This window comes from Paracoccaceae bacterium Fryx2 (assembly GCA_032334235.1).
GTDB lineage: Bacteria > Pseudomonadota > Alphaproteobacteria > Rhodobacterales > Rhodobacteraceae > JAVSGI01.
In genome coordinates, this window is the sequence record JAVSGI010000008.1 from 133,552 (window position 1) to 146,449 (window position 12,898).

Below are 12,898 nucleotides of genomic sequence, written 5' to 3' on the forward strand. Positions count from 1 at the left end.
CAACCCAGCGGCCTAAAACCGGCCAACGTGGTTGACGGTCACGGACATGCTGGTTGACGCGCTACACAGCTTGCCCCACTGCTCAAGAACCTTGCCTTGCAGCTGCTTCCACTTGCCTTCGATCTGATCCCAGTTCATCGCATACCCCCTTTTATGAAGCACTCACGGACTGCAGTGGCCCTGCGCCCGTGCTGAACAAGAGATCACTTGGCGCAGTCTGTTGCATTGATCTGGATCAGGGGGCGCCAAGCACTTGGTGGACTTTTTGGCGCTGCGCGTGCGGTGTGCCGGGGATGGCCAGCGAAGGCCCCGGTTTATGGTGGCGTTGCTAGATTTCAACCACGGATTGGCCTCGGTCTTGAGAACGCCGCGTGAGCTAATGGAGGCGTCGGACTCGTGTCCATGCATTACCCAGCGTTCCCCCCTTTCCGCCATTTCCACCAGAGATCTCAGAGAATCGACGGTGAACTGATGGTGCGGCGCCTCGCGAAGAAAATGAAATGCTGCATCCAGCAAGACCCATGGTAGTCTTCTATGAAATCATATTTCCACCCGTTGAGGACTAAGGTGTGGGATGCGGTTGATGAATGAAACGCATTGGAGGACTGTGGAGATGAGCTTTTTCAAGCCGGGCAGGAGTTTACCGTTCCAGATCGGCCGGGCACCATCCGTGCGCACATGCGCACCCTTGGCGCTGATCCAACCCACGCGTCGCATGTCAGCGGTGCCGCCGCGCCAAGTGCCGACTGAAGAACCGCCCGCCTCACCAGTGGAGATGCCGCCCGAAGCCCCCGAATTGCCTGAACCATCTTCACCCGAAATCCCAAGCATGCCGCCCGACGAGGCGCCCGATACGACGCCCTCCGAGATGCCGCAGGAGGAGGGGTGGGACGGACATTCGATGGTGAGATAACGTCGACCGTGTCACGGGTCAGAAAACGGATGCGCTCGGAGTTCGCCGGGCGCAGGTCGCACATACGATCCGTGGCAATGTTCCGCATGGTCCCCGCTGACGACCGGGCTAGCCTGCCATGTGCTTGCACCCGGTTGATCCAAGCCTCTATGAAGACAGGGGTGCAAACACCCCCCGCTCAGTTGGGCGACTTACACTGCGGGCCTCGTGATCGATGTTCTGGTGCGGGTGGTCCTGTGGGGCGGCAGAAACCTTGAGCGGAAAGTGGCGGGCCCGCAACGCAACGGTCTTCTGCGTATTCGGGACACGGGTCATTGGGGCTTCTCTTCCAGAGAGTGCTGTGACTTCCGACGTTTGACGAAGGGCGTGATCTTGGTTCCGGGCGCAAGACAGGCGCGGATGGCCTCCAGATCAAGGGTCTCTTCGGCCTCCAGCCGGGTGACGAGTTGCGTGATCTGGTCGCGGTGCGCATCGATGATCTGCAGTGCCTCCGTTTCGGCCGCATGCAGCAAGGTGATAACCGCCTGATCCACGCGCGCTGCCGTCTGGTCCGAAAAGCTGCGCGGCTGGGCGATCTGCTGGCCAAGGAATGGGTGATCCTCGCTGTCGCGCAAATCGACCGGGCCAATGTCAGGGTCCATGCCCCAGCGCGCCACCATCGATCGCGCCAGCACCGTGGCGCGGCGGATATCATCATCAGCCCCGGAACTGACCGACCCGAGCAACAGCTTTTCCGCAGCCCGCCCGGCCAGAAGCGTGGTCAGCTGCACCCGAAGATAGGGCTCGGGCAGGGTGTGGCGGTCATGTTCGGGCAGCATATGGGTGCTGCCCAGACTGCGCCCGCGCGGAATGATGGTGACCTTGTAGATCGAATCAGCCTCGGGATTGTAGAAGGTGGCGGCGGTATGCCCGGCCTCATGCACTGCCAGCCGGTGCTTTTCGTCCGGCTGGATCGCCAGCGTGCGCACGGTGCCCATCATCACCTTGTCGCGCGCCTCATCCAGATCGGCGGGGGTGATGTCCGCCGCTGACCGTCTGGCAGCCGTGATAGCCGCCTCGTTCAAGAGGTTCTTCAAATCGGCCCCGGAAAAGCCTGGTGTGCCCGCGGCCACCTGATCCAGATCGACATCATGGCGCAGCGGCAGATCTTTGACATGCACATCCAAGATCGCCCGCCGCGCGGTCTTGTCCGGCAATTCCAGCGTTACATGCCTGTCGAAGCGACCGGGGCGCAGCAGGGCAGGGTCCAGCACATCGGGGCGGTTGGTGGCGGCCAACACCACCACCGCCTCGCGCGGGCTGAAGCCGTCAAGCTCCGCCAGGATCTGGTTCAGCGTTTGTTCACGCTCGTCATGGCCGCCGCCAAGGCCGGTGCCACGCGTGCGACCGATGCTATCCAATTCGTCGATGAAGATGATGGATGGCGATTGCTTGCGGGCTTCTTCGAACATCTTGCGTACCCGGCCCGCGCCGACGCCGACGAACACTTCGATGAACTCGGACCCCGAGGTGGAAAAAACGGCACGTCCGCCTCGCCCGCCAGCGCGCGGGCGAGCAACGTCTTGCCTGTGCCGGGCGGCCCCATCAGCAGCACACCATGCGGCACCGTGGCGCCGACCTTAGAAAATCGGTCTGGATCGCGCAGGAATTCGACAAGTTCCGACACCTCGCGCTTGGCCTCGTCCTGGCCTGCCACATCGGCAAAGGTTACCTTGCGGGTGGGCTTCGTGGGTTTGGCCGACCGTCCGCCCAGAAAATCCCCGATCCCTCCGGGCAGGCCGCCGCTGATGCCGCCGCCAGTCATCCGCCTGCTCAGCCAAAAGTAGAATGCAAGGATCAAGATCCACGGCAGGAGCGAGATCAGCACTGACGGCACCCGGGGCGCCTCAGCCGTTATGATGACGCCCTTGTTTTCCAAGAGCGGCAAGAGCGCCGGATCGGGCTGCTGAGGGGTTATGGCCCGCACCCGCTTGCTGTTTTCCGTTGTCTGGGGGCGCAGCGTGGCGACGATGGCCGCATCCTCAAGAACGACCGCGCCCACCTCACCATTGCGGATCAATGTCTTGATTTCGCTATAGGACACTTCCGTCGGCGCTGTCGCTTCGGGCGGCAGCTGCAAGAAGAAATACAGGAAGCCAGCCGCCATGATGACCAGCGGCCACAAAAGCCTTGACCTGTCAGATGATCCCGACGGTTTAGGCGGTACAACTTGACTACCCATTCCGCATTCCAATTCCCAACGTGCCGGGTACGACCGACTGCCCAGCGTCCAGACTTTGGCGCAACTTGCCGTATAGGCCAGGCCAATCCTCCCTGCCTTGATGCAGATCAGACTGCGGGCGATGCCCCACTTGGGCACAAGGATCCCGTCGGCGGGCGGTTCGACCTACAGCAATTAGATGCACCTTAGCGTATACGCTGTAGGTAAACACCGTCCCCACCCTGAACGACTTTAACCCGCATGCCGACACGTAAGGAGTCGGACTGTTGGATAACTGTGACGATGCCGCCATTGTTCAGGCGCACAGTCCAGGCTTGCGATTCGTAGGTGCTTGAGCGAGACGCGATGTTGCCACCTACGATTGCGCCAGCGATCACACCTGCACCGGTGAAGAGGTCATTGTCGGTAAGCTCATTGGCAATTACCCGATGAGCCTCTGCTGGGCGCGCTGGGCACCAACCCCTACTGGGCCCGGAATTGGTTGCTCTTTGGCCGCGAGGTGCGGCCAATTATCGGCGCTGTGCTGATCTTCGAACGTGGCTCAGGCGGCCATTTCGGTTTTGCGATCGGCCAGGACGACAAGTATTTCTACGTGCTGGGCGGCAACCAATCCGACGCCGTTCCCATCGCGCGGATCGTCAAGTCCCGCCTTCTCGGCGCGCGCTAGCCCACGACCTACCCGCCCCGCTTGCAGCGCTTGCCGACCATGAAGCCGGGCGAATTCCTCGCAACAACCAATGAAATCTGAACTGGAGAACACCATGCTGAAACCTGCACTTCTTGCGCTGATCCGCCAAGTTCTGACCGTTGCGGGCACTGCGCTCGTTGCCAAAGGCTACGTCCAAGCCTCCGAGGTCGAGCCACTGATCGGCGCGCTGCTGACCATCGGCTCGGCAGTATGGTCCGTCGCCGAAAAGCGCTCGCGCTAAGCGCTCGAAAACACCGTCTTCAGTTGAACCGGGACTAAGGCGGCGATGGCCGCCTCGTCTCAGCGCACATTCGATGATTTGGGCCGATGGGAACAGAACAATCACTGGACCGTTTCCATCAGAACCGAGCTTCGATACCTCAACTTGGAGCCGGTGCCGATGTGCAAACCGCATTCTAGGCTCGAGGACGGCATCTCGCGGGATGTTGCCAACGGACGCGTGGCGTGTTCAAACTTGTAAAAGGCCCGTTTGTTCTGTATTTGTTCCAAACCGGGCGATCAAAAAGTGACAGAGGGAGGAACGATCTTGCAACTACAGCTGCTGTCTCAAGATTTTGCTGAACGTGCGGTCTCGCCCTTTTTGGAGCTTGGCGCGTATGAGTCCCTTTGGGACGAGCAGAGCGCGAGCTTCAAAACGATTGCAGACCTTTTTTCTAGGCAGGCGGGCGCCCTTCCATCAGATTTTGTCGCACATTCGCGCGCATCATCTTATGCAAACGATGTGCATGCCAAACTGAAGGAGGCGGGGGTCAAGAGCTATGGCGTTCGCGTTCATGGTGCGGGAGACTACCCAGAGCGCCTGCGGATCGCCGATCACCCGATAGAACTTTTGTATTTTCAGGGCTGGTGGGATCTGGTGAACTCACCAAGGTCCGTCGCGGTCGTCGGTACCCGCAAGCCCTCACCGGAGGGTTTGGCTCGGACCCGCAAGCTTGTCCGATCATTGCTCGAAGACGATTTCACTATTGTGTCGGGCCTGGCCGCAGGTGTGGATACGGCGGCGCATACGGCTGCAATTGAAGACGGGGGTCGGACGATCGCTGTTCTCGGAACACCTCTGTCGAAGGCATATCCAGCGGTGAATGCGAAATTGCAGCGCGAAATCGCGGATAATCATCTGCTGATTAGTCAAGTGCCGGTCAAGCGCTACAGCAACCAGAAGAACCCAACATTGAATAATTTCTTCTTTCCGGAGCGCAACATTACGATGTCGGCGCTCACCGACGCGACAATAATTGTCGAGGCAGGCGAAACCTCCGGAACTCTCATCCAAGCGCGCCATGCACTGAAACAAGGGCGGAAGGTTTTCATTTTGGAGAACAATTTCCGCAGACTGGACCTTAAGTGGCCCCACACATTCGAGGAGCGCGGGGCAATCCGTGTCACCGATTATGACGACATCCGGCGACACCTCGTTCCCGTCACGACTCACTAAGATCGACGAGCTTACGCGCGGCGATCATCACCATCTCGAGTCAGGGGATGAATGTCTGTTTTTTGGTGACTATTCAGCTCGTAAAGGGTTTTCCCACAGCGCCACTAATGGGGTGATGACCAATTTCAAGCGACCCGTTAAGTACAGGGGCACGCCAAGCTGGAAATTCAAAGTCCGCGAGATCAATGCGGTTGCCAACGCTTTCTCGGCGAACATTGGGGAGGCTTTCGGAGCGATCACCCTCGTTCCGGTTCCGCCCTCAAAGCTCAAAACTGATGCCGAATACGATGACAGGATGATGGACATGCTGCGCGCCTTGCGTGCACCGGCAGGCTTGGTCCCGGATGTTCGGGAGCTTGTTGTTCAAACGATGCCCATGCCAGCTGCCCACGAGAGCGCCAACCGGCCCCCACCCGTCGAATGGGAAAAGGTGTGCGGATTTCGCGGAGAATGGGCGCTGATTTCGCGCGATCGTGGGCACGCGTTTCGCGCCATTCTGGGCAGTCATTTCACGGGATCGTGGGCAGGCTGGCCGACGCTTTCATGGAGTCAGGCTTGAACGATTTGGTCAAGCTTTTTTGTGACGGCGGAGCGCCTGCGCAGGCTTTCACCTGAGAGGGTGAGGCGGTGTGCGTTGTGAACGAGGCGGTCGAGGATGGCATCTGCGAGCGTTGGGTCGCCGATGGCTTCGTGCCACTGGTCAACGGGGAGTTGGCTTGTGACGATGGTGGAAGCGCGGCCGTGGCGGTCTTCGAGGATTTCCAGCAGGTCACGGCGCTCCGGGGCGGTGAGGACGGCGAGGCCCCAATCGTCAATGATCAGCACATCCATGCGGGCGATGGTTTTGAGGATGCGTTCATGGCGGCCATCGCCACGGGCCAGAGCAAGGGCCTCGAACATGCGCGGCGCACGTTGATAGAGGACGGGCCGCCCATCCCGGCACGCCTTGTGGCCAAGGGCGCAGGCGATCCAGCTTTTGCCCAAACCGGTCGGCCCGGTTATCAGCAGGTTCTCGTGCCGGGCGATCCAGCCGCCATCGGCAAGATGCGCCATGACACTGCGGTCAAGACCACGTGGGCTGCGCAGGTCCAGATCCTCGACGCTGGCATCTTGGCGCAGAGCCGCAAACTTGAGCCGGGAGGCCAGTTTCTTGGTGTCGCGCTCTGCAGCCTCGCGGTCGACCAGCAGGCCGAGACGCTCTTCGAACGAGAGGGCGTCGAAGGCGGTTGACCTGCGTTGTTCTTCGAGCGCCGATGCAATGCCGGTCAGGCCGAGCGCCAACAGTCGGTCGTGGGTGGGATGGGTCAGCATTTTAGTCCTTTCTCAATGGTAATAGCTGCCGCCACGAATGTTGGCGTGCTGGAGGGGGGCGACCTCTTCGGAGCCTTCCAGGAAGGCGCGATCGAGGCCGGTCTTGAGGATCGAACGAATGGAGGTGACGGTGCGGGCCCGGATGGTCACACCCCGCTGGCAGGCCGCATCAACGCGCTCCGGCCCATAGGTTTTGACCAAGGCCAGCACACCCAGGCAGGTGCGGAACCCCTGTTCAGGATGGGGGCGGTCAGCCATCACCATCTCGCAAAAGGCGGCGACGGCGGGGCCGGTCTTGGTTGCCTGCGCCAGCATTCTGGCCGGGGTCCATTCGGCAAAGCGACGATGGGCCGATGGCATATGGTCGGCCACGGTGACATGGCTGCGCCGCCCCGGGGTGCGCACGTGGCTCGCAACCCTCTGACCACGATGGAATATCTCGACCGTCTGGCCGCTTGTGCGAACATCGACCTCTTGTTTGATCAGCGCGAAGGGCACGGAATACCATGAGCTGTCGACCTCAACGTGATAGTCGGGTGCCACGCGGGCGCGCTTCCAGCGGGCGAAGACATAAGGTTCGGGCGGTAGGGGCTGAAGATTGGGCCGATCCAAAGTGGCAAACAGATCGGCGCGGCTGGCGCCATAGCCGCGCATCACGCGCATGTTCAACTCGTCCAGCAGCCGCCGGATCGCCACGTTCAACTCGGCCAATGAGAAGAACCGGTGGTTCCGCAGCCGCGCCAGAATCCAGCGTTGTGCCACTTGGACAGCCACTTCCACCTTCGCCTTGTCCCGGGGTTTGCGCGGCCGGGCGGGCAGAACGGCGGTGCCATAATGCGCCGCCATCTCGGCATAGGTCCGGTTCAGCCCCGGATCAAACCGGTCTGCCTTGATCACGGCGGACTTCAGATTGTCCGGAACCACCGCCTTTGGCACGCCGCCCAGAAAGGCGAACATCCGGATATGCGCGAGGATCCAATCTTCCAACCCCTCCGATGCCACCGCCTCGGCATAGGTGTGATTCGATGCCCCCATTGCCGCCACGAACAGCTTCATGGCCCGCGCTTCGCCGGTCGTGGGGTCGATCACGTCGATGGTGTCGCCGGCAAAGTCGACGAACACCTTCTCGCCGCCCACATGTGTCTGGCGCATCGTCGGGCGCACCCGACCCTTCCAAGCCTCGTAATGCGTGCAAAACCAAGTATAGGCAAAACCCCCGGGGTGCGCGGCACGGTATTCTTCCCAGAGCAGCATCCGCGTCACCCCAGGGCGGCGCAACTCGCGGTCAATCTCCGCCCAGTCGGGCACAAGCCGCTCCGCGTCCGGCACCGTGGGCGGGGCTGGAAACAAAAGAAGTTCAAGGCTGTCGTCATCGATCCCCTCCGGCAAGGGCCACGTGAGCCCGGCATGACGCGCCCGTTGGGTGTAGCTTCCGACGCTCCCCTTGCTCAGACCGAGGGAAGCGGCAATGGACCGCTCGCTCAGGCCTTGCCCAAGCTTCAATCGCAAAACATCTCGTATCCGGCGCATGTTCAATCGTCCTGTCGGCATCAAGCCACCCCTTCATTCCTGAAGGCGCAACTATCCTCAATTTGCCGACCAGACCTGCCCGCGATCCCGCGAAATCAGTGCCCAGCTTCACGCGAAATGACTGCCCATGATCCCGTGAAATCGATGCCCACCATCAAGCGAAACACGCAAAGGTGTACGCAGTCGATGAGGCGCTTACGATAAACGCGCCACAGTGGATCGGCATAGTCGATGACCTGCTCGTGACGGGCTGCCGATTTCGCGCCATGTCCAACGTTTTGAGGCGTCGCTTTCCTTCTGCGAGGATCACCGGGTTGTTTATTGCACGGCGCGTTCCCGAGGCTATCGATCTCGCTTCGCTTTTTGGTGGTCCCGATGACTGATGGATCATCGGTTGCACTTGCCCGCTGTCGCAACTTGCCTCGTTTTGTTGACCTATTGTTGACCTGGGATTTGGTCATACAAAAGCCCCGCGGTGAGTCGGGGCGTAGGGCATTGATATCTAAAAGTAATTTGGTTGCGGGGACAGGATTTGAACCTGTGACCTTCAGGTTATGAGCCTATGGGCCCGGACTTTCACTAATCCTTTCAATTCAGTAGCTTAGCCGACAAGCCTTTGAAATCGAAAAACCTTGTGGTCGTCGTTCGGCGGCAATCGACGGATTTCGAAGAATTGCAGCGGGTTGCAACGGCGCAAAACTGCATACGTGGGTTGAGGTGGCGTTGAGGTGAAAGGGGGCGAGCATGATCGCTTTTAATCGATCCTAGTCGGGAACGGCCAACCGGAAAGGCCCAAAAATCCTTGCCTTCGCCGAACTCAACGCCATTTCACAACTTGACGTTCTACGCGTCCACCCATTTCAGACGTACCTTCAAATTGTTGAGATGTGACCAGTGCACAACGCGCTCGTGTTGCAGCATTCCAACAACGATACCCGGGGCGATGCCTTGCTCGTTGGCAAATGCTCGAACCGAAGCTTCACTTCGCGGCTGTGTCACAATGAATTGTCGCCATGCTGCACTTGGCACCAGTGCATTCGAGGCCCATTCGTTGGCCTGCGTTTCCAGTTTTTCCCCATCACCGTTGGTAGCGTCGACGAACACATCCTTCTTGCTGTGCAAGATGATGTGCGCCGCCTCGTGGAAAAAGCTGAACCAAAGATGGTCATCTGTCTTGTGCCGCGCGCTCAACTGTACAACAGCTTTGCGAGGAGAGTGCCACCAAGCAGCGCCGCTCAATGCGGTCTTGGGCAAAGGCTTGACCAGCGCCAGGACAACACCTGCCTCATTGCAAAGCTGCTTCGTCCGGGTCAGCGCCTCGCCTACAGGCTCGCGCGTCAACCCACGAACTTCATGAACAGCGCTCTTGAACTTCGCTTCGTTGTAATCTGCGCACTCCTGCTGATCGGCTGTCACCCCCCCCATCCGCAGCCAGGTCGCAAGGCATGCATCACTGCTCTTGAAAGTTGGCGAATGCCGGTAAGCCACGTTCGCAGAGGCATATTTAACCAGCCAAGCATCAACCGTCCCCACCCGGAAAAAGGACAGCACCTTCGAGACGGCGTCTGCTGACGATGCTGGCTTTTTGAAACACCCTCGCGAAACAAGCTCTTTCAGAGGGAATGCCTTCAGCCAATCCTGCTGGCACGCAGCTTCTTCATCTTCAGCCTTTCGCGCCATGTGAAGCTGATAATCGGTTTCGATGCCAAGCCAAATGCGCGCCGAAACACCCAGCACTTTCTCGAACTGAAGTGCTGTCTCAGGCTCAACCGGAGCCTTCCCCGCGATGATTTCGCTGATCATCTTGGCTGATCTGCCGCATCGACGAGCAAATTCCGCATGCGAAATCCCACTCACCTCAAGGTGCTCCTCCAACAGCCAGCCCGGCGGCACTGCATAGTCTGGATTGTAAGTATTTATTGCCATTGCCATTTCATCTCTCCGTCAGTGATAGTCGGCCACTTCGAGGACCTTGACCGCTGTCACCTTGGTCACGTCTACTCCGTTGTCTTCTTTGCGCGGGATCGGATCTTGGTTTACCTCAAAGATAAGACGGTAGGGTTGGACAAGGTCCACCGCAAACTGCTCATCCCTGTTCTGAGACAGTTGATGCCGCCGGGGCGGCGGAGTTGTAGGCACGTCTGCCAAGCTAGGCGCGTTCTTTAGAAGTTGCAGCCGCATCTGGATGGTCTTCGCCACGCGGTCACCAAACTCCCGCTTGAGAGCCGTTTCAGAGTTCATCAGCTTCGCGAGTTTGGTGTTCTTGAAGTCGATGTCCAAGCCATTAACCCATTTTCGTTACGCAATACGTAATGACCTACACGAAACCTTCAATGGGCACAATGAAATTTAACTGGCCTGGGATGGACGAAAACTTCGGGTTCAAGCTCACATGCCACATTCACGGGGCCCCTCGCAGAGTCTTAACGTTCCACCTTCAAGACAAGGTTTGCTATAACCGGAACGCCCCTCCCCTCCCCAATTCCGCTCTCCGCCTGCATTCCGCCCCTGCCGCCATGCTTAGCTTGATATGGGCGCGAATCTACGCCTGTGTCGGATGAGCGAAGGAGTGCGATCCATGGTCAACAGGCTGAAACTGAACGAGAAAAACGTCCGCGAGGCCGCCAACTTGGGGCGGGACTACCAGATTTTCGACACTGATGTGCGCGGGTTCTCTATCACCATCTACCCCTCCGGCAACCGGGCCTTCACGCTCGACTACCGGGTTGGCGGGCGGCAGCGGCGGATGACCATCGGGCGCTGGCCGGAATGGAACACGGTCGCCGCCCGCGAACGTGCCAAGGAGTTGCGGCGCGACATCGACGAGGGGATCGATCCTCTCAGCCAGAAGGAATCGGCGCGTGAGGCGCCGAGGGTCAGCGACATGATTACCCGCTATCTGGCTGAACACACGCCGCACCTGGCCCCGCTGAACGCCTCCGACCAACACACCATCATGAACAAGCTGGTGGCACCCGATTGGGCCAGGAAGCTGGTGACCGAGATCACCAAATATGACGTGGAAAAGCTGCTGACCAAGATCGCCGCTGGCCGCGCCCGACCTTCCAAGGCCAAGCCCAACAACCGGGCGCGAAAGCTGCAGGGGGTTAAGCCCACGCCGGTGCGCGCCAACCGGGTCGGTGAGGTGCTGCGCAAGATGTTCACGCTGGCCATCGGCTGGGGCTGGCGCGATGACAATCCTGCCGCTGCGTTTCGCCGCCGGATAGAGAATGAGCGCGAGCGGTTCCTGTCGCCGGAGGAGATCGCCCGACTGGCCAAGGCGCTGGATGCGGCGAAGGACCAGCGCGCGGCCGGGATCATCCGGCTCTGCATGCTGACCGGCGCGCGGTCGGGGGAGGTACGCCAGGCGCGGTTTGAACAGTTCAATCTGGACCTTGGCAGCTGGTCGAAACCCGCCGCAACCACCAAGCAGCGCAAGATCCACCGCATTCCCATTTCGGGCGACGTCGGGGCCATCGTGCGGCAACGCGGGCTGCTGGTGCCGCGTGGCAACCCTTGGCTGTTTCCCGGCGACACGCCCGGCCAGCCGGTGAAGGAAATCCGCCGGTTCTGGGCGGCGATCCAGAAGGAGGCCGAACTGCCAGAGGTGCGGATCCACGATCTGCGGCACACCTTTGCATCGCTGTTGGTCAGCGGCGGGGCCTCGCTTGAGATGATCGGCAAGCTGCTGGGCCACACGCAAATGCAGACGACCCAGCGCTATGCCCACCTGATGGATTCCCCGCTGCGCGACGGGGTGAATGCCGTTGCCAACATTTTCCGGCCCCGCCCGCAACTGGTGCATGACGCCGACCAAGAGAAAAAAACAGCGTGAGGCGGGACAACCCGCCCCACACTGATCCGCGCCCTTCACAGTTCAAGCGGTTTCCCGCAGCGCCCGCCAGATCGGCGCGATCTTTTTGCGAGTGGTGCTCTCCTCCGGAATCTCGCCCGTGGGCGAGTTCTGCGCAAACCAGTCCTGCACCTCAGTGATCAGTTCCACCTGCGTCGCGGGTATTCCACGGTCGTTGAACCTGCAAAACAGCATGATGATTGCCCCGTCCCAGTCGTAGCGCGACGCAGCACCTGAAGGGGGTGCCGGGCGAAGGCGCCGGTCGGGGTCATCATCGAACTTCCGCACGTCGTCGGCCATCAGCAGCAAGTCAGCCAGTTTGATGACGACGCCCCCCGCTGGATCAGTGATGTGAAGCCATTCGATACTGCCCTCCGGCCGAATGCGGATCACCCGGCATTCCTCGTCGCAATGCCCATGGCGGCGGAACATCTTCATCATATCGGCGGCGTTGACCGCGACGATCCCTGCCACGGGCTGCAGGCTGCAGAGCACCGGGGAGATGCCGGTGAAAATAGAGAATAGGCCTACAATCGACCACGCGGCAACATCGGCATGGGAACAGTCCAGGCGGTCGCAAAATTCGTTCAGGGAAAAGAAGGCTCTTGGTGGCAGGGTCATGGGATGTGCGTCCTCTCAATAATTGGCAACACCCTTGTCAGCGCCGGGTATTGCGGGAATGCGTTCCTAAACAGTCACTTGTCCTCAAGCATTCAGTCCAAAAGACGCCTCAAGGTGTCGTCTTCGGTCATGCCTCAAGAACCGGGTGCCACGTGCCCCAGTGCCTTGAAACCCTGACTGAAAGAATCGCCTTGAGCTGATAATAGTGACGCTACTCGCCCTTCGGCAGCATTAGAACTAGCCATCCCCGTGAATTTTGGACTGAGGGTAAAACATGAACAAATTATTTTTCTGGTAAACTCTTG

Annotated in this window: 13 protein-coding genes and 1 pseudogene; 5 read left to right on the forward strand and 9 right to left on the reverse strand. The window is 59.8% G+C overall.

Annotation, left to right across the window (positions count from 1 at the left end; translation table 11 throughout):
- Nucleotides 1-12 precede the first annotated feature (12 nt).
- The 3 genes and pseudogenes from RNZ50_26645 to RNZ50_26655 form a co-directional block, all read right to left on the reverse strand.
- Entirely contained in the window at nt 13-138 is a 126-nt protein-coding gene (locus tag RNZ50_26645; protein MDT8858537.1) for a hypothetical protein, read from the reverse strand.
- A gap of 1,086 nt (nt 139-1,224) precedes the next feature.
- A complete protein-coding gene (locus RNZ50_26650; protein ID MDT8858538.1) occupies nt 1,225-2,400 on the reverse strand; it encodes an AAA family ATPase in 1,176 nt (391 codons plus the stop codon).
- Nucleotides 2,367-3,134: pseudogene (locus RNZ50_26655) on the reverse strand (AAA family ATPase). Before RNZ50_26655 ends, RNZ50_26650 begins: the two are co-directional and overlap by 34 nt.
- 481 nt (nt 3,135-3,615) lie before the next feature.
- Between RNZ50_26655 and RNZ50_26660 the strand changes: the two are divergent.
- The 4 genes from RNZ50_26660 to RNZ50_26675 all read left to right on the forward strand — a co-directional run bounded on the left by RNZ50_26660 (nt 3,616) and on the right by RNZ50_26675 (nt 5,837).
- Entirely contained in the window at nt 3,616-3,801 is a 186-nt protein-coding gene (locus tag RNZ50_26660) for a hypothetical protein (GenBank protein ID MDT8858539.1), read from the forward strand.
- Between the two features lie 94 nt (nt 3,802-3,895).
- Nucleotides 3,896-4,063: a hypothetical protein gene (locus tag RNZ50_26665; protein ID MDT8858540.1), complete on the forward strand. Its 168-nt coding sequence runs from the start codon at nt 3,896-3,898 to the stop codon at nt 4,061-4,063.
- Between the two features lie 306 nt (nt 4,064-4,369).
- On the forward strand, nt 4,370-5,278 hold the full coding sequence (locus RNZ50_26670; GenBank protein ID MDT8858541.1) for a DNA-processing protein DprA: 909 nt from the start codon (nt 4,370-4,372) through the stop codon (nt 5,276-5,278).
- 115 nt (nt 5,279-5,393) lie between these two features.
- On the forward strand, nt 5,394-5,837 hold the full coding sequence (locus RNZ50_26675) for a hypothetical protein (GenBank protein MDT8858542.1): 444 nt from the start codon (nt 5,394-5,396) through the stop codon (nt 5,835-5,837).
- Here the strand turns inward: RNZ50_26675 and istB are convergent.
- The 5 genes from istB to RNZ50_26700 form a co-directional block, all read right to left on the reverse strand.
- The gene (istB, locus tag RNZ50_26680) at nt 5,828-6,589 is read right to left on the reverse strand and encodes an IS21-like element helper ATPase IstB (protein ID MDT8858543.1); all 762 of its coding nucleotides are present in this window, start codon (nt 6,587-6,589) and stop codon (nt 5,828-5,830) included. The genes RNZ50_26675 and istB overlap by 10 nt on opposite strands.
- Nucleotides 6,590-6,601: 12 nt before the next feature.
- Nucleotides 6,602-8,140, reverse strand: a complete 1,539-nt coding sequence (gene istA / locus RNZ50_26685) for an IS21 family transposase (protein MDT8858544.1) — start codon at nt 8,138-8,140, stop codon at nt 6,602-6,604.
- Nucleotides 8,141-8,214: 74 nt separating this feature from the next.
- Complete coding sequence (locus RNZ50_26690) at nt 8,215-8,580, reverse strand: hypothetical protein (GenBank protein ID MDT8858545.1); 366 nt, start codon at nt 8,578-8,580, stop codon at nt 8,215-8,217.
- Between the two features lie 382 nt (nt 8,581-8,962).
- Nucleotides 8,963-10,051: a HigA family addiction module antitoxin gene (locus RNZ50_26695; GenBank protein ID MDT8858546.1), complete on the reverse strand. Its 1,089-nt coding sequence runs from the start codon at nt 10,049-10,051 to the stop codon at nt 8,963-8,965.
- Between the two features lie 12 nt (nt 10,052-10,063).
- The gene (locus RNZ50_26700) at nt 10,064-10,399 is read right to left on the reverse strand and encodes a hypothetical protein (protein ID MDT8858547.1); all 336 of its coding nucleotides are present in this window, start codon (nt 10,397-10,399) and stop codon (nt 10,064-10,066) included.
- Between the two features lie 298 nt (nt 10,400-10,697).
- Between RNZ50_26700 and RNZ50_26705 the strand changes: the two genes are divergently transcribed.
- Complete coding sequence (locus tag RNZ50_26705; protein ID MDT8858548.1) at nt 10,698-11,954, forward strand: site-specific integrase; 1,257 nt, start codon at nt 10,698-10,700, stop codon at nt 11,952-11,954.
- A 42-nt stretch (nt 11,955-11,996) separates the two neighbouring features.
- Here the strand turns inward: RNZ50_26705 and RNZ50_26710 are convergent, their stop codons facing one another.
- Entirely contained in the window at nt 11,997-12,593 is a 597-nt protein-coding gene (locus tag RNZ50_26710) for a hypothetical protein (GenBank protein ID MDT8858549.1), read from the reverse strand.
- Between the last annotated feature and the right edge of the window lie 305 nt (nt 12,594-12,898).